Origin of the sequence: Butyrivibrio sp. DSM 10294, from assembly GCF_028539135.1 — a bacterium.
Classification (GTDB): Bacteria; Bacillota; Clostridia; order Lachnospirales; family Lachnospiraceae; genus Butyrivibrio.
Window position 1 is genome coordinate 182,434 of the sequence record NZ_JANSWL010000073.1, and the last position, 26,085, is coordinate 208,518.

Sequence of the window (26,085 nt, forward strand, 5' to 3'; positions counted from 1 at the left end):
TATGTACGGAATTTTTATGGAATGCTGGGTGGCCCTTAAGCTATACGGCGGTAACGGAGTGCTGCTGGTACTGTTTTTGGCAGCGGCCATCTATCTTACGTTCAAAGAAGAAAATATCAAAAAGAAGGTCATGTTGGGAATCCTCCCTCTTGTTGTATTGGCGGGATTTCTTTTCCCTGTGACCAAGATTGTTTATGTTGCTGTGTTTAATAGCGATGGAGGCGATACATATTACCGGGTGCTGTGGCTTATTCCCATGTATGCGGTAATAGGTTACGCAGCCTGCAAACTCATCTTTTCTTTTAAGAAAAAAGCGGTTTCACGCATTGTAATGGCGCTTATACTTGCGGTTATAGCAGCCGGCGGCTCACTGGTCTATCTCAATCAGTATGTCTCTGTTGCCCAGAACCTGTACCACATTCCGGATAATGTGATAGAGATCTGCGACAGGATAACCCCTGATGAGGGAAAGCCTCGTGTCAGGGCGGCGTTCCCTTCTGAGCTGGTTCATTTTGTAAGGCAGTATGACACAAATATCCTTATGCCCTACGGCAGAGAGATGCTGGAGCCCGGGAAGGATTACTATAACCCTGTTTTTGAGGTTATGGAAAAGCCAAAGGTCATAAATGCCGAGGAACTTGTGAATGCCACCAGAGAGACCAAGTGCAGCTATATAATCCTTGCGGAGGACAGGAAGATAGATGCAGATCTTACGGAGCTGGGACTTAAGGTGATGGATACCGTGGGAAAATATATTATCTACGTGGATCCGGAAATATTAGAGAATTGATGGAAGATTAAATATGAAAAAAGCAGAATCGATAACCGAGCTTCACAATATTCTTTATGACATGTTGCTGGAGGTTGACAGGATCTGTAAAGAGAACGACATCCGGTATTTTCTTGCTTTTGGCACAGAAATCGGCGCCGTAAGAGACAATGCCTTTATCCCCTGGGATGATGACATAGACATAAAGGTTATGAGAGAAGACTATGAGCGCTTTAAAAGTGCCATGAAAGCAAACCTTAAGGCGCCCTATAAGTTCACAGAGCCAATAGATAACAAGCCTTATTTCTTTGATTTCGTTCCAAGAATAATTAACACGCAGTATATTCTGAAAGAGACAGGAAGCCTTCAGAATCACCCTGCTGTGGACGTTTTTCTTGTGGACCGCATACCGGATGGCAAGGCCCTTAAGAAAATGTATTTTAAGCTGAAGGTGATACATGCCCTTAGCATTTCCAAGAGGGAAAGAATAGATTATAGCGATTATAAAGGCCCTCAGAAGCTTGGAATATTTTTTATCGGCCTGATAGGCAGACTTTTTTCCCTGGAAAAGCTTATCGGAATGTATGACAGGCAGCAGAGAAAATACGAAAATGTTAAGACCCCTTGCAGGTTCACAAGTAATTTTGCCTTTGGAATTCAGGCACTGTACGACTTTGATACCTACGAGGAAGCCACCATGGTCCTTCTGGAAAAAGACAAGTTCCCCTGTCCCAAAGATTATGACAGGGAGTTAAGGCTCGTCTACGGAGACTATATGACACCCAAAAAGATGGGAATAGTACACTTCGAGGAGAACGAATAATGCAGGCAATAATTCTGGCAGCCGGAATGGGTAAGAGATTAAAAGAACTCACCCAGAATAATACAAAATGTATGGTAAAGGTCAACGGAGTATCTCTGATAGAGAGAATGCTTGGCCAGCTTGAAAAAAAGAACTTGTCCAGAATAGTCATTGTTGTTGGCTATGAGGGCAGGAAACTTATTGACTATATCGGAACGCTGGGAATAAAGACACCTATTGAGTATATCGATAATCCCATCTATGACAGGACCAACAATATATATTCATTGTCCCTGGCCGGGGACTATCTTCTGGAAGAGGATACACTTCTTTTTGAATCGGATCTTATATTTGAGGACAGTGTTCTTGATGCTCTTATAGAGGATCCAAGGCCGACACTGGCCCTTGTTGACAAGTATGAAGCCTGGATGGACGGAACCTGTGTCAAACTCTCTGAGGATGACAGCATCGAGGCGTTTATTCCCGGTAAAAAATTCAAATTTAACGAGATAAAGGATTACTACAAAACTGTAAATATATATAAATTCAGCAGGCACTTTTCACAGACCCACTATGTACCGTTCCTTTCGGCATATCAGGCTGCTCTGGGTCAGAACGAATATTACGAACAGGTGCTCAGAGTTATAACCATGCTGGATGATCCCGAGATCAGGGCAAAGAGGCTTGATGGCCAGAGATGGTATGAGATTGACGATATTCAGGACCTGGATATCGCAGAGTCGATCTTCACTCCCGATGAAGACGAAAAGGTAAGACTTCTTCAGGGACGCTATGGCGGATACTGGAGATACCCTAAGCTTTTGGATTTCTGCTACCTGGTAAACCCATATTATCCTCCGGAGAAAATGAAGGATGAGATCAGGGCAAATTTCGATACTCTTTTGACACAGTACCCTTCGGGAATGCGTGTGAACAGCCTTCTGGCGGCCAAGAATTTCGGCGTCCACACTGAGAATATACTTGTGGGCAACGGCGCCGCGGAGCTGATCAAGAGCCTTATGGAGAACTTTGAGGGAAAAACAGGATTTATCCGTCCTACCTTTGATGAGTATCCAAACCGCTATGACACTGACTCTTCTGTTAATTTTGTGCCGGAAAACAAGGATTATTCCTATACCTGTGATGACATTATAAGCTTTTTCGCAGACAAGGATATTAAGAACCTTGTGGTAGTTAACCCGGATAACCCAAGCGGCAATTATATACCTAAAAAAGATCTTCTTCGTCTTATTTCCTGGGCAGGAGAAAAGAACATAAAGCTTGTCATTGATGAATCCTTTGCGGATTTTTCAGACGAGCCGGACAACACCCTTATTGAGCAGAGTATTCTTTCGGAAAACCCGCATCTTTTTGTGATGAAGAGTATCTCCAAGTCCTATGGCGTTCCGGGACTTAGGCTCGGGGTTCTGGCATCCGGAGATATCAGGGTTATAGCATCCATGAAAAAGGATGTGGCAATCTGGAATATCAACTCCTTTGGTGAGTTTTATATGCAGATTGAAGAAAAGTACAAGAAGGACTATGCAGAGGCTTTAAAGAAGTTCAGGGATGAGAGAAAGCGATTTGAAGAGCAGCTTTCAAAAATAAACAAGATCAGGGTGATCCCTTCACAGGCCAACTTTGTAATGGTACAGCTGGATGATGATATTTCTCCTAAAGAGCTACTTAAAAAGCTCCTTATAAAGCATAACCTTCTTATCAAGGAACTGACCACCAAGACCAATGGCCACAATTACCTTCGCCTGGCGGTAAGAAACACTGAGGATAACGATATTCTGCTTGCTGCGCTTAAGGAAGAAATAGGAGACTGATCTATGAAAATAGTTGGATTTGAAGATATTGCAAATTTGAAGGTTTCCCCAAGGGTCTGTTATGAATGGACAGAGAGGATGATCGCTGATAAAGCCGCAGCTTTTCTTCCTGCCAAGACTCATATGAATCTTCCCGGCAATGTTTTTTGCAATGTCATGCCCAGTATAATAGATACTCCCTACGGTAAGATGGGCGGGGTCAAGGTCGTGACCAGATATCCTGAAAGAAGGCCTTCCCTCGACAGTAAGATTCTTTTGTTTGACGCAAAAACCGGCGAGTTTCTTTCCCTTATGGACGGCAACTGGATAACAGCCTACAGAACAGGCGCAGTGGCGGTTAATTCAATTCTTACTTTTGCAAAAAAGAATTTTACCGCCCTTGGATTTATCGGCCTTGGTAACGTATCAAGGACTACCATGCTGATACTTGCATCCATGATCACAGACAGAAAGCTTGTGGTAAAGCTTCTTCGCTACAAGGACCAGGCAGAGGATTTTGCCGAGAGGTTCAAAGACTTTGATAATATAGAGTTCAGGATCGTTGATTCCGTAAAGGAGTGTATTAAGGGCTCAGAGGTAGTGGTTTCCGGTGCTACCTATTTTGAAGATGATATAGCTAAGGATGATTGGTTCGACGAGGGCGTATTGGTGGTTCCTATCCATACACGAGGCTTTACGAACTGCGACCTTTTCTTTGATAAGGTGTATGCTGACGATACAGATCATGTAAAAGACTTTAAGAACTTTTCAAAGTTTAAAAGCTTTGCGGAGGTCTGCGATGTTATCTGCAAGAAGGCCCCGGGCAGAGAGTCTGACAGCGAGAGAATACTGGCCTACAATATCGGCGTTTCTATTCATGATATCAATTATGCTGTACACATTTATCACCTTCTTTTACAGGATCAGCAGGCTTTTTCCAAGCTGACTGATTCAGATATGAAAGAGCCCGTGGAGAAATTCTGGGTTTGATCACAGGGGAAGTCTTTTATGCTTTTTAACTCTTACGAATTTGCACTACTGTTTTTGCCGCTGTTTATGGCGGGATTTTTCATAATAAGAAAAGCACTCAGAGAGAAGCCGGCAGCAGATAAGGTTCTTACCTGCTACTGCCTGGCCGGTTCTCTTATTTTTTATGCCCTTTTTGGCCGGAGGAACCTTATTGTTCTTGGGGCAAGCATTCTTTTTAACCTTGTTATCCTGCTGCTTATCAGGAAGTGCACAGCGGATAAGGTGAAGAAAGTCCTGCTTTTTGCCGGTGTTGCCGGTAACTGCATAGCCTTGCTTTTCTTTAAGTTTGCGGGAGTATTCTTCCCAGTGGCCATCAGCTTTTATACCTTTAACCAGATTTCATACCTGGTGGACTCCTACAGAGAAAAAAGTGAAGATAAGATAACGGACTATCTTTTGTACATACTGTTTTTCCCAAAGCTCCTTCAGGGACCTCTTATGAGATTCGAGGATTTTCAGAGGGAAAAAAGAGCTTCATTCGAAGGCGTCCTTGATTGGGACATGCTTATGAAAGCCCTGCTTTTATTTTCTGTCGGTCTTTTTAAAAAGGTTATCCTTGCGGATACCTTCGGAGCAGCGGTGGATTTTGGCTATTCCTCACTGGAGAGCCTTGGAAGTCTGGAAGCGGTTCTTACAGCCGTGTTCTATTCCTTCCAGCTTTACTTTGATTTCAGCGGTTACTGCGACGTGGCTGCCGCTGTGTGCATGATGATGGGAATGGAGCTGCCCCTTAACTTTGACTCACCCTACAGGGCAGTTAACATCGTGGATTTCTGGAAGCGCTGGCACATCACCCTCACAGGCTTTTTTACAAGATATATTTACATCCCTCTTGGAGGAAACAGGAAGGGAACAGCCAGAACCTACTTGAATCTTATGATAGTGTTCCTTATAAGCGGACTGTGGCACGGAAACGGCTTTACCTTTATTGTCTGGGGAGCCATGCACGGCGTGCTCTATGTCATCACCAGAATGCTTATGGGTGACAGGAAAAACATTGAGACAGGAAATGTTTTTGTCAGAACGGTTAAGACTGTTTTGACCTTTGCATACGTTACAGCGGCCTGGGTATTTTTCAGAGCGAACACCGTAAGTGATGCCCTTAAGCTTTTTACCAAAATGGTTACCGGAGGAAAAAAGGCATTACCGGCAGGCTTTTCCTCCTGCTTCCAGCTGGATGAGATCTGGTATATCCTTAAGGTGACACCCGTAATGAAGCTGAGCTTTGCCTGGGATGTGTGCCTCTGGGGCTTCTTGGCGGCCGCCTGTGTAATGATCTTTTTTAATAAAAATGCAATTAGGAAGGTGAAGGACTGCAGAATAGGCCTTGGAAGTACGGTTCTTACTTTTGTGCTTCTTGCCTGGAGCATAGTGAGCTTTGCCGGCGTCAGCACCTTTTTATATATGAATTTCTAAGGAAAGGAAGCCATGGATAATAACAAAAAAGATAAAAACTCCATAGGAAAGCGGTGCTTTTTGGCCCTTTTGGCGATGCTGCTTCTTTTCTTTGCGGCCTGCAGCTGCCTTGTGATCTATGTGGATCCCTTTTTCCATTATCACGAGCCCCTGGAGAGCTTTCCCTATATAGTGGACAACCAGCTCAGCCAGAATCCGGGCATGGCACAGAATATGAAGTACGATTCCTGCATTATCGGATCTTCCATGACTGTCAATTTTGACACCGACGATTTTCACGAATTCATGGGGCTTAATACCGTGAAACTTAGCTACAGCGGGGCATATCCCAAGGATGACAGCAATATTTTGTCCATCGTATTTGACAGAAGCACCTACGCCAGACATAGCAGCGATGTGAAGGCTGTATTTCTTGCCATGGACGTACCTACGATGACAGCGCAGACGGATACCACCAAATATCCGCTACCCGAGTACCTCTATGATGACAACATTTTTAACGACGTCAAATATGTGCTCAACAAGGATGTGCTGCTGCAGTACATAATGAGACCTCTTATTCAGAAAAAGGGTTCCAATCTGTCAGAGATCTATTTTAGCTGGTGGACACCGGAATATTACAATATTCAGTGGGTAATGCACACCTATGAGGAACCTGAGAAGAACCCTGAGGAAGTGACCTGGGAAATGGTATATCCCAAGACCAAAGAAAACCTCGAGGTCAATATTCTGCCCTTTATTGAGCAGAATCCGGACACGGAGTTTTACGTTTTTTACCCGCCCTACAGTATTCTCTACTGGCACAATGTGATGCAGGAGAATTCCTATGATGCCACCTTTGCCCAGTACAGGTATATTGCGGAGAGGCTTCTTGAATACGATAATGTTCATCTGTACTACTTCCAGAACATGGAGGAGGTTACGGATCTTAATAACTACGCTGATTATTCTCATTACAAGCCTGAGATCAACAGGTATATGGTGGAATGTTTCGCAAACGGAACCCATGAGGTTCACAGCGTGGATGAGATGGACAATGAGCTTCTTAAGATGAAACAGATCATAGCTGATTTTGATTATGATACTCTTTTTTCAAAAGACTGGTAATACCGGTCGGGAAGGATGCTAGGTATGAGTAAAAAAAGAAATGCTGAAAAGGAAAGCTTTTTATCGGAGATCCCTGTATGGGTTCATATTTCGGTACTGGCTGTTATTGTTGTTGTAATTGTATTTTCACTGTACAAGCTGATTAAATGGAACAGCGGAACCGTGGAGACTGAAGGCCAGACAGGAGTTGATGCCGAGGTAGAGGTTCTTGACCAGATCTTTGTGCTGCCTGAGGAAAAGAAGGCAGGCCACGAGGATGACGGCACCGAGACAATACTGTTTCTCGGAAATGATGCGATTACCTATGATCAGGGCGAGACAGGAGTTGTGGAGCAGATAGGCTCCAAGCTTGGCGCAACCGTATATAACTGCGGTTTCCCCGACACTACGGTAGCGCTTAAATATGCTGAGAGACAGGACAATTATCCTGCTGATATCTACAGCTTCAAGAATGTCATCGACTGCATCGTTGACGGCAACCTTGATATGCTTGTGGACAGCGCTTCCAACTATACGGACTACACCTATGAGGACCATGCCAGAAAGCTTCGCGACGTGGACTTTGACAAGGTGGATACTCTGGTTATTTTCTATGATGCTTCCGATTATCTCAAGCTCAGAGTCGGCATGAATCCCGACAACGATCAGGATCCCATCACCTACAGCGGCGCCCTTAACTACGGAATTAAGAGATTCCAGGAGAAGTATCCTCACATCAGGATCGTATGCATGTCCTTTACCATGTGCTATGCCTATGACTCCACGGGAGCACTTGTGAGCGGCGACAGATATGATTTCGGCAACGGCAAGCTTACAACTTACCTGCAGTTTATGATCGACAATTCCGGAGCTACCGGCGTGTCATTTATCGACAATTATTACGGCACTGTTCATGAGGACAACAGCTCAGGCTGGCTTCTTGACAACATTCATACCAACGCAGCCTGCAACGAGCATATAGCATCCCACTTTGTAAGTGCGATCTATAACAGGGATTAAGAAATAGATATCAATACTTAGAATTAAGAGCTACAGGGCGGAATTATGAAAAAGAAAAAATTGGGAATAGTAGATTTATTGCAGCTTCAGAGCGCAGTGGTGGTATATTCACTGTCCACCGTAGCTGCAAACCTTGCCTCCAAGCATGAGTTTTTATCCTGGGGGTACATACTCTATTTTGGGCTTGAGTTTGTTATACTTGCGGCTTATGCCCTTATCTGGCAGCAGATGATCAAGAAGTTCCAGCTGTCCATAGCCTATGCCAACAAGGCTCTGACCCTCATGTGGTCAATGGTATGGAACTTCATAATCTTCCATAACGGTATCACCCCCTTCAAGGTAGTGGGCGTGGTGCTGGTTGTCATCGGTGTCATGGTGATGAACAGCGGAATCTCCGAAGAAGAGGAGGAAAAGAAACAATGAATGTATTTTTCCTTCTTATGATCCTGGCTGAGCTTATCGCCTCCACATCACAGATCCTTCTTAAAAAGAGTGCGGAGAAGGAATATCCCTCTTTTATCAGGGAATACCTTAACGTCCTTGTTATAGGCGGCTACGGAATGCTGATGATATCAATGATCATCTCGATATTCTGTTATGACGGCCTTGGATATATGGGCGTTGTTGTAATGGAGCCTCTGGGATATATCATAGTGATGTTTCTTTCAAGACTTGTGTTCAAGGAGAAGTTCACTATCAGAAAGCTTATAGGCATGGTGCTGATACTTGGAGGCATTGCGGTTTTTTACGGCCTTGGCTGAAAGTTGCCGTCATAGCGGTTAAATGTTAGAATTTTACGTAAGAATGTATATTTTAAGAGCTTTTTGGGGGAGACATTAATGAAAAAAGGTTTGAAATTATTCGGGAGAAAAAACGATACCAAACGCAGCAAAGATTTTGACGCCCGAGAAGAGTATTACGAAGACGATTACTACGAAGATGATTACTATGAGGACGAGGACTCTGACGGGGATTACGAAGAGGACTACGACGAAGAATACGAAGAAGACTACGAAGACGAAGAGTATTCCCAGGAGGAGCTTGAGGAATACTATGAGAAGTCAGGCGTAAGAAGAGTCGAAGAAGAGCCGAAGGCACCCGTTTCCGAGGCTGAGCCTGTTAAGGATTACGAGTTTACGGACGAGGATTATCTTGACGATGATGATTATCCTGAGGATGAGATTCTGCCCGTGGATGAGCCTCAGTCTAAGGCGCCTGATACAGATGAAGTCAATGAGCGCGCTTCTGATAATGCCCGCTCTTACGATGAAGAGCCGGAACATGGCAGCGATGACTACGAAGAGTCTGACTACGAGGACGATTACTACGAAGACGACGGCTACGAAGATGACCGCTATGAAGACAGCGAGTACGACGACTCCTATTATGAAGATGATGAATATGATGAGGAGTACTATGAGAAGAAGCCTGCAAGGAAGTCTGGCAGAGGCTCGGCTGCGCTTTTCTTTGCGCGTATAGGAGATGCTATCGCATCAGCTACAGCTGTTGAGCGTATAGCGGCTGTTTTTGCAATAATACTTGTTACAGGCGCAGTTGTGACAGCAACTCTGTATGCAACCGCCATGAGCAAGAACGACGAACTTGGCGCTTTTGCGGAAGTCGGAGCATCCCTTGATGATGTTCAGGTCGTTGGACAGAGCGGACTTATCGCCATTGCCGATGCCCAGAGAGCCAAGATGATGGCAGCAGAGCTTATCAGCGAGGAAGCTATGGAGGAGCAGGAAGAGGAGCCCGAAGAGGAGCAGAAGGGCTGCGAAGTCAAGGTTACCCTCACCTCCATTAAGAGCGATATCAAGGTCAAGTTCATGGACAAGGAGTCCGGCAAGCTCATAGGCGGAGTGCCTTTTGAGATCTCGGTTGTGACTCCCGACGGAACCACCGTTTCCTATGATGACCATGATCAGGATGGAATCATCTATAAGACCAAGCTTACAGCTGGAACCTACAAGGTAACTCCCAAGGAGCTGCCCTCAAATTATTCAGATTATAAACTCAGCACCGAGACACTGACCATCAAGGTAAAAGATACTGTTGAGATGAAGGCAGTGGATGTTAAGAACGAGATTAAGAAAGAGTCCCAGATAAATGTTGCCCAGGAAGAGGCAAAGGGCGGACAGGAGACAGAATCCGAGCTTGCCGATACCGTTGACTGGGACGGAGAGAGCTGGGTCAAAGACGGCGACGGTGACGGAACAACAACCTATTCCGAAGTTAAGAAGGAAGATGTTCCTGAGCCCAGCGGCTCCTCCAAGGTTACCATCAAGACCCTCGGAAGGTTCTCTGAGAGCCCCCTTTCGGAAAGCGCTTCCGAAGAACTCACCACCGATGAAGAGGAAGGTGGTGAAAACGGAGGCGGCGAAGGAAATACCGGCGAAGGTAACGACTCTCCCGGTGAGAGCGGAACCATAGAAGTGGACGAGCCCAAGGAGATATCCCTTAATAAGACCTCGTTTACACTTGAAGTCGGCGAAATGGATACCATCCAGGCATCTGCAGATGCAACCCTCTATTTCGAGACCAGCGATTCCTCTGTTGTCTATGTTGATGACAATGGCAGAATAACAGGCGCAGCTGAAGGAACCGCAACAATAACCATAACCGCCGAAGGCTACAAAGCCGCATATGTGACAGTAACTGTTACCAAGAAGGAGGAAGAAGTCATCGAGACCGGCAGAGTTCCTCTTGAAAACTACAGCGTGTCAATGTATGTGAAGGAGACCTATGTAATTAAATGTACCGATGATTCTGCCAAGTGCAAATTCTCCTCAGACAACGACTCAGTTGCCAAGGTTGATAAGAAGGGAACTGTAACAGCAGTTGCCGAAGGATCTGCAGTTATTACCGTATCCGCCAAGGGCTATGAGGATGCCAGGGTAGAGGTAACGGTTACCAAGAAGCTCGAGTCAGCTGTGGTTCCTATTGAGATCACAAGCCTTACTCTCTACGAGAAGCAGACCAAGAAGATCAAGGTCAAGGAGTCAGGACTTAAGCTCTCCTTCAGCACCAGCGACAAGAATATCGCCAAGGTATCCGATGACGGAACCATCACTGCTGTCAGCAAAGGAAGCTGCAAGATCACAGTATCTGCTGAAGGCTATGAGGACGCCGTTATTGATGTGACAGTAGTTCATCAGGAGCTTAAGGATAAGGACGGCAATACACTCTATGTCCTTGAGTCCGACGGCAAGTACAGAGTTGCGACCTATGCGGACTATGAGTCCTACAAGGTTTTCTATAAGAAAGTTGAGAACAAGAACAAGATATATCACGGCTGGGCAACCATTGACGGCAAGACATACTTTTATGATAACAGCGGCAATTATGTGACCGGAGAACAGGTCATCAACCATGTAAAATATGTATTCGGTTCAGACGGTGTTCTTGCCAAATCCGCACCTACAGTCGGAATCGATGTCAGCAAGCACAACGGAAACATTGACTGGAAGGCAGTCAAGAACTCCGGAGTAAACTTCGCTATCATCAGATGCGGCTACAGAGGCTATTCAACAGGTGTTATGGTAGAGGATCCAACCTTCAGGACCAATATCAGAGGAGCCCTTGCAGCAGGTCTCAGAGTCGGAGTGTATTACTACTCACAGGCTGTGGACGAGGTTGAGGCGGTAGAAGAGGCCTCAATGGTCATCAATCTCCTCAGCGGCTATGGCATACAGCTTCCTGTTTATATGGATGTTGAGGCCAGCGGCGGAAGAGGAGACTCCATCAGCGTATCCCAGAGAACAGCCAATATCAAGGCTTTCTGCGGAACAATTCAGTCTGCGGGATACAAGGCAGGTGTTTATGCCAATAAGACCTGGCTTACCAGCTATATCAACACCTCCCAGATCAGCAAGTATCATATCTGGCTTGCACAGTACGCCAAGGAGCCTACCTACAGCGCATCACGATATGATATGTGGCAGTATACCTCAAAGGGTAGAATATCGGGTATAAGCGGAAACGTGGACATGAATATTTGCTATTAAATTTGACAAATTTTTGTGGTATACTATTTCGGTAAAAATTTGATTTTTTGGAAAGAAGGTATTAAATGAGAACTTATCTAGTGACCGGCGGAGCCGGATTCATCGGATCTAATTACATTCATTATATGTTTAAGAAGTACGACAACGACATCCGTATCATCAACGTGGATGTACTTACCTATGCAGGTAACCTTGAGAACCTCAAGGATATAGAAGGCAGAGATAATTATACTTTTATCAGAGCCGATATCTGCGACAGAGATGCCATTAACAAGATCTTTGAAGAGAATGACATCGACAGAGTAGTTCATTTCGCTGCAGAGAGCCACGTTGACAGATCCATCGTCAATCCCGAGGTCTTCGTTCAGACCAACGTTCTCGGAACAGCAACAATGCTGAACGCAGCCAAGAAGGCATGGGAGCTTCCCGACGGTTCCTTCAAGGAGGGCAAGAAGTTCCTTCATGTAAGTACAGACGAGGTATACGGTTCACTTCCCGAGGATCCTAACGCATATTTCTATGAGACAACACCTTATGATCCTCACAGCCCTTACTCAGCAAGTAAGGCAAGCTCAGATATGCTTGTTAAGGCTTATATGGATACATATAAGTTCCCTGCTAATATCACCAACTGCTCCAACAACTACGGACCTTACCAGTTCCCTGAGAAGCTTATTCCGCTTCATATCAACAATGCCCTTGCAGGCAGAGACCTTCCTGTATACGGCGATGGCAAGAACGTTCGTGACTGGCTCTTTGTTGAGGACCACGCCAAGGCTATCGATATGGTTCAGGAGCAGGGCAAGCTCTTCGAGACCTACAATATCGGCGGACATAATGAGAAACAGAACATTGAGATCGTTAAGACCATCATTGATGTTCTGAGAGAAGAGCTTGATGATTCAGATCCCAGAAAGGCTAAGATCTCCTACGATCTTATCAAGTACGTATCAGACAGAAAGGGACATGACAGAAGATATGCCATCGCTCCCGATAAGATTAAGGCCGAGATCGGATGGGAACCTGAGACCATGTTCAAGGAAGGTATCAGGAAGACTATCAAATGGTACTTCGAGAATCAGGAGTGGCTGCAGCACGTAACCAGCGGCGACTATGAGAAGTACTACGAAGCGATGTACAGCAACCGCTGATCGTCTATTGTAAAAGGAGATTTATAACATGAAGGGTATTATTTTAGCCGGCGGTTCAGGAACCAGGCTTTATCCTCTTACCAGGGCAATGTCCAAGCAGATGATGCCCGTATATGACAAGCCCATGATCTACTATCCCCTTTCCACACTTATGCTGGCAGGGATAAGAGAGGTGCTTATTATTTCAACTCCCAGGGATCTTCCTATGTTTGAGGAGCTCTTTGGAACAGGAGAGCAGCTTGGAATGAAGTTCTCTTATGCTGTTCAGGAGCAGCCAAGGGGGCTTGCTGATGCATTTATTATCGGTGCAGACTTCATTGGCAAGGATTCGGTAGCCCTTGTTCTCGGTGACAACATTTTCTATGGTCAGAGCTTTAGCAAGCTCCTTAGAGAAGTTTCCTCAAGAGAGAGCGGAGCAACAATCTTCGGATATTATGTAAGAGATCCCAGAGCCTATGGCGTTGTTGAGTTCGATGAGAACGGCAAGGCCATCAGCATCGAGGAGAAACCCGAGAATCCCAAGAGTAACTATGCGGTTCCCGGATTGTATTTCTACGATAACAAGGTTGTTGAGATTGCAGCAAATGTACAGCCTTCTGCAAGAGGTGAGATTGAGATCACCAGCATCAACAATGAGTACTTAAATCGCGGCGAGCTCCGTGTAGAGACCATGGGTCGGGGCTTTGCATGGCTTGATACAGGCAATCACGATTCACTTCTTGATGCAGCTGATTTCGTATGCGCATTCCAGAAGAGACAGGGCCTGTACATCTCCTGCATCGAGGAGATAGCCTACAAGAGAGGTTTCATCACCAAGGAGCAGCTGCTCAAGCTGGCTGAGCCTCTTATGAAGACTGATTACGGTAAATATCTAGTAGAAGTTGCAAACGGTCTATAAGCAGAACTGCGCACGCCGCTGCACAGATCGTGAGAATATGATGCACAACGGATTGTCCTTTTTGCGAAGCAGACTTTCATGACAATCCAATTACGGAGCGAAGCGAAGTATGGATTCTAAAGTATTTAGAATGGCTCTACTTACCATAATTAGTGTTTTTGCACTTATTGCAGTTATTGTCTATGCTACCAACGCAGACAAAATAGGCGGACTTTTCGGCAAAAAGGGTAATAACGCCGCTACCGGGGAGAGCTCTGAGGCGGTTTCTCTTACTCTGGCCGAAGAGGCATATGGAGAGCAGATAGGGGATAACCTTAACGGCTTTTTATATGATGAGGACTTTTTTGACGAGACAGAGAAGGTTCCTTCCGTTGTTGTGATCAAGAAGTCTTCTGCTTCTTCCGAGGCTACGGAGGAGGCAGCCTATGAATCTTCCGAGATGGAGGAAGATACCGCAGGTACCGGCATGGCAATTGTGGGTCAGCTTGAGAACCCTGATGCTGAGGCCGGAGCTGACATTAGCAATGAGGGAGCATCACTCCCTTCAGTGATTCCCGTTTCCGACAGTGTAGAAGGAACTTCGGGAGCACATTAAGAAATCATATTTTGGAGAATTTGAAATGGGACAGATAACAGTAGAAACATGTGAAATAGAGGGACTTAAGGTAATCACACCCAAGGTATTCGGCGATGAGAGAGGCTATTTTGTTGAGACCTACAACAAAAATGATTTTGTTAACGCCGGAATCGATGTGGAATTTGTTCAGGACAATCAGTCAGCAAGTAAGAGAGGAGTTCTCAGGGGCCTTCATTTCCAGAAGGAATTTCCTCAGGACAAGCTTGTAAGATGCATTAACGGTGAGGTTTTCGACGTTGCCGTTGACCTTAGAAGAGATTCCAAGACCTTTGGAAAGTGGTTCGGAGTAGTGCTTTCAGCAGAGAACAAGAAGCAGTTCTTTATCCCCAAGGGATTTGCGCACGGCTTTTTGGTTCTTTCCGATTACGCAGAGTTTGCTTACAAATGTTCTGATTTTTATCATCCTAATGACGAGGGAGGACTTATCTGGAACGATCCCGATATCGGCGTAGAGTGGCCCCTTCAGGATGGAGTAGAACTTATCTTTTCTGATAAGGATACAAAATGGGGAGGAATCAAGGAATATTGAATACCGGACTTAAGAAACTTCCCAAGCATATAGGCTTGGGCGTTTTCTATGTATTGGCCTTTGCCCTTGCCCTGGTGGTGATTCTCCACAATAACCCCCTGGCAGATCCGCATACAGAGATGCTCAAGAAGATCTGCGGATGCACCCTTATCGCTGTGAGCTGCATACTGGTTTTTGCCTGGTATGACAAGCTTACTGTATTGCCTGTGGAGCTGTGGAATTCCAGGAAGCTCATCAAAAGGCTGGCCGTCAATGATTTCAAAAAAAGATATGCAGGCTCTTATATGGGCATAGTGTGGGCACTGGCACAGCCGGTGGTCACTGTTTGCATGTATTATATTGTGTTTGATATTATTTTCAATCAGAGAGCCCAGGCGGTTTCAGGAGGAATTGAAGTTCCCTATGTTCTTTTCCTTACAACCGGTCTTGTTCCCTGGTTTTTCTTTACAGAAGCTCTTACCAACGGAACCACATCGCTGCTGGAGTATAACTATCTGGTAAAAAAGGTACTGTTCAAGATAAGCATTCTGCCGATCATCAAGATAATAGCAGCTATGTTCATTCACATTTTCTTTATCTGTGTTCTTATGATAATCGCCTGCATCTATGGTTATTATCCTAACATCTACTGGTTGCAGATAATTTATTACATGGGTTGTGAGTTTATACTTGTCCTGTCTCTTAGTTATGCTACCTGCGCAATAGTAGTATTTTTCAGGGACTTATTGCAGATCATCAATATCGGACTTCAGCTGTTCCAGTGGTATACACCTATTCTGTGGAACATAGAGATCGTTCCAGACAAGTTTAAGTGGCTGATCAAGCTCAATCCCATGACCTACATCGTTGAGGGCTACCGTAACGCCATCTACGGTGACACATGGTTCTTTGAGCATTTTTATTCTTCAACATATTTTTGGCTTTTTGTAGTGGCAACCTTCTGTCTCGGAGCCCTGATCTTCAAGAAGTCCAAGCCACACTTTGCAGATATCCTTTGATAATACCGCTGCTTTTTGGAGTATAAATGGAAAAAGATATAGCTATTGAGGTAAAAAACCTCACCAAATCATATAAACTCTACGATAAGCCCATGGACAGACTTAAGGACTCGCTTGGACTTGCCAGGAAGAAAAAGTACAAGGAGCACCTTGCTCTTAACAACGTAAGTCTTTCGATTCATAAGGGCGAGACCGTAGGAATCATCGGAACCAACGGCTCCGGTAAGTCAACTATCCTCAAGATCATAACAGGGGTACTCTCACCGACTGCGGGAGAGGTTAATGTTGACGGACATATTTCAGCTCTTTTGGAGCTGGGCGCCGGCTTTAACATGGAGTACAACGGAATTGACAACATCTACTTGAACGGTATGATGATCGGCTTTTCCGAGGAAGAGATAGAGAAAAGGCTGGATGCAATCCTGGAGTTTGCAGACATCGGTGATTACGTATACCAGCCGGTCAAGACCTATTCCAGCGGTATGTTTGTCCGCCTTGCTTTTGCGGTGGCCATCAATATCGATCCTGAGATACTTATCGTAGATGAGGCACTTTCAGTCGGAGACGTATTCTTCCAGGCTAAGTGCTATCACAAGTTCGAAGAGTTCAAGAAGCAGGGTAAGACCATTCTTTTTGTATCCCATGACCTTTCCAGTATCAGTAAGTACTGCGACAGGGCGGTTCTTCTGAACCAGGGCGTACTCCTTGGAGAAGGCACCCCTAAGAAGATGATCGATATCTACAAGCAGGTTCTTGTGGGACAGTATCCTCTTCCCAAGAGCGATATCGACAATCTCCTTGACGATGAGGACATAAGAGAGGCCGCAGCTAATGCCGACAAACGTTCCAAGGATAAGATCAAGGATAGCAGCAGCGACAAGGCTAAAGACAAGACTAATAACAACGCCGGCAAGGCCGATGCAGTCAATCCCGACACTCTTGAATACGGCGACGGAGCAGCGACTATAGAAGAGTATTTCGTAACGGATTCTAATGGCGTTAGAACCAGCTCCATTATAAAGGGAACGGATTTCTCTGTTCATATGAAGGTCAGATTTACCCAGGATGTTCAGGCACCGATTTTCGCCTTTACTTTCAAGAACATTATGGGAATTGAGATAACGGGTACCAACTCCATGGTGGAGAAGGCATTCCTTGAGCCTGTTAAGGCCGGGGATGTGAAGGAGATCACTTTTACCCAGAATATGTCGCTTCAGGGCGGTGAATACCTTATCAGCTTTGGAGTTACAGGCTTTAAGCAGAACGATTTTACCGTGTATCACAGGCTCTACGATGCCCTTAATATCACGGTCGTTTCCGACAAGAACACCGTCGGCTATTATGACATGAATTCCACATGCACAGTAGAAGACGCAGAGTAAACATTTGACAAGGACAAGCAAATGCAGGAAGAAGTTAAGATTGGCAAGGTCACACTGAATTTCAAACATTATTCCGGGGTCGATCTCTATAGCGACGGAGCTATTGAGAACGAGCTTCTTGAGATTGTAAAAAAATACAAGAAGGAAGAATACAACAAGGTCATCGAGGAGAGGGGCAACTGGCCCATTCTCTATCATCTGTCCGAGCAGAGAGCCAACATTGTTGAGTGGATCCCCATGGACAAAAAAGCCAAGGTCCTTGAGGTTGGCTCAGGGTGCGGCGCCATCACCGGTATGCTGTCACAGAAGGCCGGCTCTGTTGTGGCCTGCGATCTTTCCAGAAGACGTTCAGAGATCAATGCCACCAGAAACAGCGACTGCGATAACGTGACTATCCATGTTGGTAATTTCCGTGACATTGAGCCGGATCTTCCCAGGGATTTCGATTACATTTTTCTTATCGGAGTATTTGAGTACGGACAGGGCTACATTGGAACCGACAACCCCTACGAGAGATTTCTTAGAATGCTCGGAAGGCATCTGAAGAAGGGCGGAAGAATCGTCATCGCCATTGAGAACCGTCTGGGACTTAAGTACTTTGCAGGCTGCGCCGAGGATCACCTTGGAACCTATTTCTCCGGAATCGAGGGCTATTCCTCAGACAGCGTTGCCAAGACCTTCACAAGGAACGGTCTTATTAATATATTCAAAAAATGCGGAATGAATGAGTATCATTTCTATTATCCTTATCCGGATTACAAGCTTATGACTCTCCTTCACTCCGATTCATATCTCCCGAAATTCGGAGAGCTTCAGGATAACGTCAGGAACTATGACAGGGACAGACTTGTTCTGTTTAATGAGAAGCATGCCTATGAGGATCTTGTTAAGGACGGTATGTATCCTGATTTTGCCAACTCCTTTGAAGTTATTCTGGGCCCGGGCTTTGACACCATCTACAGCAAATACAGCAACGACAGAGTTGATGAGTTCAAGATAAGAACCGACATTGCCATTGACAGAGCAGGCAGAAGGATTATCAAGAAATATCCCCTTACAGAGGCTGCCAAGGAGCATGTCTACAGCATAAGAGACGCCTATGTGGGACTTGTTGAGAAGTTCAGAGGCGGAGACCTTGAGATCAACGACTGTCAGATCAATGAGAAAGAGGGCTGTGCGATCTTCTCCTTCGTAAACGGAGTTCCGCTGGCATCCCTTCTTGATCAGTGCATAGACAAGGATGATATGGAGGGCTTCAATGCTCTTCTTAACGAATACATCAGAAGGATCAGCTACAAGGATACCTATCCTGTGTCTGATTATGACCTTATTTTCTCAAATATTATGGTCAATGGCCCTATTTGGACTATAATAGATTATGAGTGGACCTACGGAAAATGCATACCTCCGAGGGAACAGGTATGGAGAGCTCTGTATTGTTACAGACTTGAGGACAGAAAGAGAGAGAAGTTCGATCCCAAGCCTGTTTTCCAGAGGCTCGGCTTATCCGAAGAGGATATCAAGGGGCTTATCGAAGAGGAATATGCCTTCCAGAAATATGTCACCGGCAATAGAATGTCCATGGTTGAGATCTGGAAAAAGATCGGAAGAAAGATCACGGTTCCCAAGGATATCAACACCAAGGTAGAGGCTGCAAGACCCGCTGACTGCCTCCAGATATATCTTGATACCGGCGATGGCTACTCAGAGGACGACAGCATTTTCCCTGAGGAGCAGTACGACGATAACAGCACTGTTGAGCTGGATATCAGAGTTGATTCAAGATGCAGGGTTGTTAGAATAGATCCCGCTTTCGCACCCTGTCTTGTGACGATAGCAGATGCCACCTGGAACGGTGCGAGCTTATCCGATTCCGACGTGGATGTTTCGATTCATCCGGTTAATGGGGAATGGATATCGGATGATTCCATGATCTTTGATACAGGTGACCCGAACATTGAATTCGGGCTTACGGGCGAGAATCTGGTGGTTCAGGAGAGAAACCATCTTAAGGTCAAGCTCATAACGACACTTATTCCTCTGTCTTCGGCAGCTGCCATTGTGGAATCCCTTGAGCAGCAGAACCGCAAAGAGGAGAAGTCACCCGCCGACAATCTTATTAAGAAGATCGGCAAAAAGATAAAGCAAAAGCGTGAGGAACGCTATTTTAGAGATGACGAGGAGTATTAAAGGGGGATTATGCTTAAAGATTTAGCCAAGGCTGTTCTTGTAAAGGGCAGAACAACTAAATACAAAAAAGCTGTAAGCAGTAAATCTTCAGCCTACGACAAGTGGCAGCACGCTATTGAGAAACAGAGTGTTGTCCCTGCAGAGGCGCCTGTCAGCTACGAGACTCTTCCCACCGGGGAGATCGTGCCCCACAAGCTTCCTGAGCCCAAGGTCAAGGTGATACCTTATTCCAAGGTCTGGGATATTTCCGAGAACAAGGAAGATGAGTCCGTGGTATACCTCTTTGTCAGCCCCAAGGGTAAACTTACCAGAAGGGCTACAGAGGTGGTCAAACAGTATTTTATCGCTCATCCCGAACATAATCTTGTATACGGAGACGAGGACGAGATCGGCAAGGGAGGAAAATATATCCATCCCTTCTTTAAGCCCGACTGGTCCCCGGATTCATATCTTAATGCTTTTTATATCGGCAGCTTCTTTGCCTGCCGTGCTTCTGTAATGCATGCCTCCGACGGCGAATATGACGGCGCTGTGAGAATGCTGGGTGGAACTGCCAACAAGCGCAATTCACCGGAGCAGGTGGGACTTGAAGCTTCCCTTCTTTCTGCGGATGTTTTATTCTGCATGATCGCTCTTCATGAGCATGCCTTCGCCAAGCGAACAGGACTGGATTTCCCTATCGGACATATCAGAGAAGTTCTTTTCCATAGGAACCCCGAACAGGATGTCTTTTACGGAAGGTCCTTCCATAATTCCAGACATATGCTGCTGAAACCCACAACGGTTTCCATCATCATTCCTTCCAAGGATCATCCCGAGGTGCTTAGGCGCTGCCTTGAGTCCATTGTTGAGACCACCGGGGGCGAGCCCAATATCACCTACGATATTGTTGTCCTTGATAATGGAAGCGATGCCAAGAACCGCGTCAGGTATGGCGTTTTCATAGGCAAGATCCCTAAGAAAAACGGACTTACCCATATCAATTACCTGTACAAGTTGGATGAATTCAACTTCTCCGCTATGTGCAACAAGGGTGTTAAGAATACCAGGGGTGAGTATCTTCTTTTCATGAATGATGACATAGAGGCTGTGAAGGAAGGCTGGATGCGCGAGATGCTGTCCCAGGCTCAGCTTAAGCATGTGGGAGCCGTGGGAGCCAAGCTTATCTACCCCGATACAGACCTTATTCAGCATGCGGGCATTGCCAATGTGAGAAGAGGTCCCGTGCACAAGCTTCAGAAGATGCACGACAACAAGAGCCATTATTTCGGCTACAACAGAGGAATCCACAACACCATCGGTGCAACTGCGGCCTGTCTTATGATCAGCAGGCAGAAGTTCAGGGATGTGGGAGGCTTCCCGGAAGAGCTGAAGGTGGCCTTTAACGATGTTGATTTTTGCTACAGCATTTTTGAGAAGGGTTACTACAACCTGTGCTGTAATCATATATATCTTAAGCACCATGAGTCCCTTTCCAGAGGTCTTGATAACCTTGACCCCAAGAAGATGGAGAGACTTGCCGTAGAGGGCGATACTCTTATGAGACGCCATGCACATCTCTACAATGTGGACCCCTTCTACAGCCCACATCTTACAGAGGATGAGACTATTTCGGCAATCATTCCGAGAGAGGACTACACCCCTGTTGAGGACATTCCCTATTCCATATGCAGTATCCACGACAAGGGAATCAAAGGGGCCAGAGAAGATCAGTGCTTAAGGATTGGCTGTGAGTACAACGCAGCCCTGGACAACTGGCTCTACGGCGTCAATGCTGAGGGCAATGAGGAAGGCTATTATCTTAAGGGCTACAGCTTTGTCATCGGCTCCGACAATGCTCTTTTTGAAAGAAAGCTGCTTCTTCGTCTTGTGGAACGCTACGAGAACGGAGCGGGACCTGTGGGACCCAAGGTTTACAGTTTCCCTATATATACCTGGTATAGGCCTGACATCAGAGTGAGGCTCCAGGATCAGGTCAATGTTGACCTCACAGGCTACAAGGTTAAGATCGAAAAGGGCGTCCTGCCTTCAGGCTATTACCAAATCGGCATGCTCGCCACCGACAAAACCAGCCGCCTCAAACTCATAAACTGGGTTCCAAACGTGATGAGAATAAAGGATTCAAGGTGATACATAGCCTTGCTTGCAAGAGCTCATGTATCACTTTGAAGACTAAACACACATAAGGAAAGAAGGCATGCGAAGTGCAACGAGCATGGCGATTTCCGCATGTGTGTAGGATCGCGAGAGCGCTTTTTGCGGAGTGATCCGTATTCTCATCACGATAGTAGATCATTCAATGACTAAACACACATAAGGAAAGAAGGCATGCGAAGTGCAACGAGCATGGCAATTTCCGCATGTGTGTAGGATCGCGAGAGCGCTTTTTGCGGAGCAATCCGTATTCTCATCACGATAGTAGATCATTCAATGACTAAACACACATAAGGAAAGAAATAGTAATAAACCAAACAAGGAAGTAATATGTCAGAAGAAAAAGATTTTAAGGCCGCCTACGAGCGGGAGAAATTAAAGAGCGCCGACCTTGCGGAGCGTATTGCCGAGCTGGAGGACAAGAACCAGGAGCTTCAGTTCAAGCTGGACAGGATCAAGAATAATCCCATCTGGAAGGCCAGCACCCCTGCCAGAAATGCCATGCACTGGGTTATAAGGCAGAGGGACAGAGTCAGGAACCAGGGATCTCTTAAGGGAGTGATCGCCAAGGTCAAGTACAAGCAGATCGAGAAAAAGGCAATGACCCACTACGGAACCGAGAGTTTCCCTGATGAGGCCACCAGGAAACAGCAGCAGGAGACAGTGTTTGAATACAGACCTCTGATCTCTATACTGGTTCCTTTGTACAACACACCGGAGAAGTTCCTCAGAGACATGATCAGTTCATGCCTCGATCAGACCTACAACAACTGGCAGCTGTGCCTTGCGGACGGTTCAGATGCAGAGCACATCGGCCTTGTATATTCCATTGTCAAGGAATATCAGGCAGATTCAAGAGCACTAAGACCTGACGGTAGTTGCCGTATTTCCTACATGAAGCTTGAAAGGAATGAGGGAATATCAGGTAATACCAACCACTGCCTGGAACTTGCAGAGGGCGAGTACATCGGTCTTTTTGACCATGATGATATTCTTCATCCTGAGGCTCTTTACTGGTATGTGAAGGCTATCAATGAAGAGAAGGCAGATTATATCTACTGCGACGAGACTACCTTCAAGGGCGATGACATCAACAAGATGATCACCATGCACTTCAAACCTGACTACGCCATAGATAATCTTAGGGCCAACAACTATATCTGCCATTTCAGCGTATTCAAGAGAACGCTTCTTGACGGCACAGAGCTGTTCAGGACCAAGTTTGACGGAAGCCAGGACCACGACATGATCCTCAGACTTACGGATAGGGCAGAGCATATAGTTCATGTTCCCAAGCTTTTGTATTACTGGAGATCCCATGCGGGCTCTGTTGCTTCGGATATCAATGCCAAGCCCTATGCGATTGATGCTGCCAAGGGCGCCGTTGCGGATCACTTAAGACGTCACGGCTACGACCACTTCAAGATCACAAGCACAAGGGCCTTTGAAACGATATTCAAGATCACCTACGAGGTACAGGGAACGCCCAAGATTTCCATTGTTATCCCTACCTGCGAGCACAAGGAAGATCTTAAGAGATGCATTGATTCAATATATGAGAAGTCAGTGTATGACAATTATGAGATCATTGTTGTTGAGAACGGCAGCAAGGGCTCAGAGATTAAGGGTTATTATGAGGAGCTCAGAAACGGCTCTCTTAAGGACATTGTCAAAGTAGTTGACTATTACGAGAACGGTCAGCATCTTAACGCTGATGGCACTAAGCCTGCGTTTAACTACTCAGCTGTTGTGAACTACGGAGTTCAGCATTCAAGCGGCGAGTATATCATTCTTTTAAATAACGACACACAGGTTATTACCGTTAACTGGATGGAAGAGCTTCTGATGTATGCTCAGAGATCCGATGTGGGAGCTGTCGGAGCCAAGCTCTATTTCCCCGACAGAAAGATTCAGCACGCAGGAGTTGTGCTTAAACTCGGAGCCCACAGAACAGCCGGACATTCACACTACGGTCAGGCCGGAATGAACCTTGGATATATGGGAAGACTTTGCTATGCACAGGATGTCAGCGCAGTTACCGGCGCATGCCTTATGGTAAGCAGAGCCAAATATGACGAAGTCGGCGGCTTTGGCGAGGACTTCGCAGTTAGCCTTAACGATGTGGACTTTTGTCTTAAGCTCAGGGAAAAAGGGTATCTCAACGTATTTACACCTTTTGCAGAGCTCTTCCACTACGAATCACTTTCAAGAGGTCTTGACCTTGAGGGAGAGAACGCAAGGCGCTATGAATCGGAATCAGAGCATTTCCGCACCAAATGGAAGGCTGTGCTTGATAAGGGGGATCCCTACTATAATCCCAATTTCTCACTGGATCGAAGCGATTTCAGTCTGAATGTGGAAGGATACTCAAGTCTGCGCACACAGTGACGGTTTTGCTGTGATATAATATGAAATAATACAGGGTTTACAACTAATGAGGAGGAACAGGAATGAGCGACGCACAGAAACAATTGGAATACTGGCTTAATGACTCATACTTTGATGAGGAGACCAAGCAGGAACTTCTGGCTATCAGAAATGATGAGGCTGAAGTGGAAGACAGATTTTACAGAGAACTTGAATTTGGTACGGGCGGACTTCGCGGAGTTATCGGCGCAGGTACCAACAGAATGAATAAATACACAGTAAGAAAGGCTACTCAGGGCCTTGCCAACTATATCAAGAAGCACGGCGGACCTGATGCAGCAACTAAGGGGGTTGCAATTTCCTATGATTGCAGAAGATTTTCTCCCGAATTTGCGGATGAGACGGCGCTTTGCCTCGCAGCCAACGGCATCAAGGCATATGTGAGCGATATCCTTCGTCCCACTCCGGAGCTTTCTTTTGCCCTCAGAGAATTTGGATGCATCGCAGGCGTAATGGTTACCGCATCTCACAATCCGCCTGAGTACAACGGTTACAAGGTATATTGGGAGGACGGCGCACAGGTTACACCTCCTCATGATACAGGAATCATCGACGAAGTAGTTGCGATCACAGACTACCACGATGTTCTTACAATGGATAAGAACGAGGCTATTGCCAAGGGACTCTATGTTTCCTTCGGCGAAGAGATTGATGACAAGTACATGGTTGAGCTCAAGAAGCAGATCATCCACAAGGATGTCATCGACGAGATGGCTGACAAGTTCACCATCGTTTATTCACCCTTTAACGGAACAGGTAACCTTCCTGTCAGAAGAGTACTTAAGGAGCTTGGCTTCAAGAATGTATTCGTAGTACCTGAGCAGGAGAAACCCGATCCCAATTTCACAACCCTTGCATATCCCAATCCTGAGGATCCCAAGGCCTTCGAACTTGCTCTCAAGCTGGCAAAAGAGAAGGATGCCGACATCGTTCTTGCAACAGACCCCGATGCAGACAGACTCGGAATCTATGCTAAGGATGCCAAGACAGGAGAATATGTTGCATTCACAGGAAATATGTCCGGAATGCTCATCGGTGATTATATCTTAAGAGAACGTGAGGCAACAGGAACAATGCCTGTTAACCCTGCTTTCGTAACAACTATCGTTACCACCAATATGGCCAAGGCTGTTGCCGAGAAGTACGGACTTCACTATATCGAAGTTCTTACAGGCTTTAAGTACATCGGAGAGCAGATCAAGCTCTTTGAGCAGAACGGCCAGTCCCACAACTACGTATTCGGTCTCGAGGAGTCCTATGGATGCCTTGCAGGAACCCATGCAAGAGATAAGGATGCGGTTGTTGCAGTTATGATGCTCTGCGAGCTCGCTGCATTTTATAAGAAACAGGGCAAGACCGTATGGGATGCCATGATCGATATGTACGAGAAGTACGGCTACTACAAGGAAGGCCAGTACTCCATCACCATGAAGGGCAAAGAGGGTGCTGAGCAGATCGCAGCTCTTATGGACAAGCTTAGGAGCAATCCTCCCAAGACCTTCGGAAGCTGGAAGGTTGAAGAGTTTAGAGATTACAAGACTCACAAGACTCTTAACATGGCCACCGGTGCAGAGGGCGACACAGGACTTCCCACATCCAACGTTCTGTACTTTGCGCTTGATAATGACGCATGGTGCTGCGCAAGACCTTCCGGAACAGAGCCCAAGATCAAGTTCTACATGGGCGTTAAGGGAACAGGACTTGAGGATGCAGCCAAGCTTCAGGATGAGCTCACAGCTGCTGTTAAGGCTGTAGTTGAAGGCTGATCACAGAGCTCATTGA

At 45.9% G+C, this 26,085-nt stretch carries 20 protein-coding genes; all 20 read left to right on the plus strand.

The annotated features are described in order from the left end of the window. The first annotated feature begins 1 nt into the window (after position 1). The 20 genes from NXH67_RS08995 to NXH67_RS09090 all read left to right on the plus strand — a co-directional run bounded on the left by NXH67_RS08995 (position 2) and on the right by NXH67_RS09090 (position 26,069). Positions 2-790, plus strand: coding sequence for a hypothetical protein (locus NXH67_RS08995; protein WP_272797174.1), 789 nt, complete (start codon positions 2-4; stop codon positions 788-790). A 13-nt stretch (positions 791-803) separates the two neighbouring features. Then, positions 804-1,592 (plus strand): LicD family protein, encoded by a 789-nt coding sequence (locus tag NXH67_RS09000; RefSeq protein WP_272797175.1) that lies wholly within the window; start codon positions 804-806, stop codon positions 1,590-1,592. Continuing rightward, on the plus strand, positions 1,592-3,403 hold the full coding sequence (locus NXH67_RS09005) for an aminotransferase class I/II-fold pyridoxal phosphate-dependent enzyme (protein ID WP_272797176.1): 1,812 nt from the start codon (positions 1,592-1,594) through the stop codon (positions 3,401-3,403). Before NXH67_RS09000 ends, NXH67_RS09005 begins: the two co-directional genes overlap by 1 nt. A 3-nt stretch (positions 3,404-3,406) precedes the next feature. Further along, the gene (locus NXH67_RS09010) at positions 3,407-4,372 is read left to right on the plus strand and encodes an ornithine cyclodeaminase (RefSeq protein WP_272797177.1); all 966 of its coding nucleotides are present in this window, start codon (positions 3,407-3,409) and stop codon (positions 4,370-4,372) included. 18 nt (positions 4,373-4,390) lie between these two features. After that, complete coding sequence (locus NXH67_RS09015; RefSeq protein ID WP_272797178.1) at positions 4,391-5,827, plus strand: MBOAT family O-acyltransferase; 1,437 nt, start codon at positions 4,391-4,393, stop codon at positions 5,825-5,827. A 12-nt stretch (positions 5,828-5,839) separates the two neighbouring features. Further along, entirely contained in the window at positions 5,840-6,934 is a 1,095-nt protein-coding gene (locus NXH67_RS09020) for a hypothetical protein (RefSeq protein WP_272797179.1), read from the plus strand. 24 nt (positions 6,935-6,958) lie between these two features. Beyond that, the gene (locus NXH67_RS09025; protein WP_272797180.1) at positions 6,959-7,933 is read left to right on the plus strand and encodes a hypothetical protein; all 975 of its coding nucleotides are present in this window, start codon (positions 6,959-6,961) and stop codon (positions 7,931-7,933) included. 45 nt (positions 7,934-7,978) lie between these two features. Then, positions 7,979-8,356 carry a transporter gene (locus NXH67_RS09030; protein ID WP_272797181.1) on the plus strand — a complete coding sequence of 126 codons (378 nt, stop codon included), beginning with the start codon at positions 7,979-7,981 and terminating at the stop codon, positions 8,354-8,356. Continuing rightward, a complete protein-coding gene (locus NXH67_RS09035) occupies positions 8,353-8,694 on the plus strand; it encodes a multidrug ABC transporter (protein WP_272797182.1) in 342 nt (113 codons plus the stop codon). The genes NXH67_RS09030 and NXH67_RS09035 overlap by 4 nt, the downstream gene beginning before the upstream one ends. A 78-nt stretch (positions 8,695-8,772) precedes the next feature. Continuing rightward, positions 8,773-11,937 carry a GH25 family lysozyme gene (locus NXH67_RS09040; protein ID WP_272797183.1) on the plus strand — a complete coding sequence of 1,055 codons (3,165 nt, stop codon included), beginning with the start codon at positions 8,773-8,775 and terminating at the stop codon, positions 11,935-11,937. Between the two features lie 65 nt (positions 11,938-12,002). Then, the gene (rfbB, locus tag NXH67_RS09045) at positions 12,003-13,088 is read left to right on the plus strand and encodes a dTDP-glucose 4,6-dehydratase (protein ID WP_022779675.1); all 1,086 of its coding nucleotides are present in this window, start codon (positions 12,003-12,005) and stop codon (positions 13,086-13,088) included. Between the two features lie 28 nt (positions 13,089-13,116). After that, the gene (gene rfbA, locus NXH67_RS09050; RefSeq protein ID WP_022779674.1) at positions 13,117-13,986 is read left to right on the plus strand and encodes a glucose-1-phosphate thymidylyltransferase RfbA; all 870 of its coding nucleotides are present in this window, start codon (positions 13,117-13,119) and stop codon (positions 13,984-13,986) included. Positions 13,987-14,095: 109 nt separating this feature from the next. Then, entirely contained in the window at positions 14,096-14,581 is a 486-nt protein-coding gene (locus NXH67_RS09055) for a hypothetical protein (protein WP_272797184.1), read from the plus strand. A gap of 25 nt (positions 14,582-14,606) precedes the next feature. Beyond that, positions 14,607-15,152 carry a dTDP-4-dehydrorhamnose 3,5-epimerase gene (gene rfbC / locus NXH67_RS09060; protein WP_022779672.1) on the plus strand — a complete coding sequence of 182 codons (546 nt, stop codon included), beginning with the start codon at positions 14,607-14,609 and terminating at the stop codon, positions 15,150-15,152. Beyond that, positions 15,128-16,150, plus strand: coding sequence for an ABC transporter permease (locus NXH67_RS09065; RefSeq protein ID WP_272797185.1), 1,023 nt, complete (start codon positions 15,128-15,130; stop codon positions 16,148-16,150). The genes rfbC and NXH67_RS09065 overlap by 25 nt, the downstream gene beginning before the upstream one ends. Before the next feature lie 26 nt (positions 16,151-16,176). After that, positions 16,177-17,532, plus strand: a complete 1,356-nt coding sequence (locus tag NXH67_RS09070; protein WP_022779670.1) for an ABC transporter ATP-binding protein — start codon at positions 16,177-16,179, stop codon at positions 17,530-17,532. A gap of 21 nt (positions 17,533-17,553) precedes the next feature. Beyond that, positions 17,554-19,722 (plus strand): class I SAM-dependent methyltransferase, encoded by a 2,169-nt coding sequence (locus NXH67_RS09075; RefSeq protein ID WP_022779669.1) that lies wholly within the window; start codon positions 17,554-17,556, stop codon positions 19,720-19,722. 9 nt (positions 19,723-19,731) lie between these two features. Beyond that, complete coding sequence (locus tag NXH67_RS09080; protein ID WP_272797186.1) at positions 19,732-21,852, plus strand: glycosyltransferase; 2,121 nt, start codon at positions 19,732-19,734, stop codon at positions 21,850-21,852. Positions 21,853-22,206: 354 nt separating this feature from the next. After that, the gene (locus NXH67_RS09085) at positions 22,207-24,264 is read left to right on the plus strand and encodes a glycosyltransferase family 2 protein (RefSeq protein ID WP_272797187.1); all 2,058 of its coding nucleotides are present in this window, start codon (positions 22,207-22,209) and stop codon (positions 24,262-24,264) included. A gap of 62 nt (positions 24,265-24,326) precedes the next feature. Then, positions 24,327-26,069: a phospho-sugar mutase gene (locus tag NXH67_RS09090; RefSeq protein ID WP_022779738.1), complete on the plus strand. Its 1,743-nt coding sequence runs from the start codon at positions 24,327-24,329 to the stop codon at positions 26,067-26,069. Positions 26,070-26,085 lie beyond the last annotated feature (16 nt).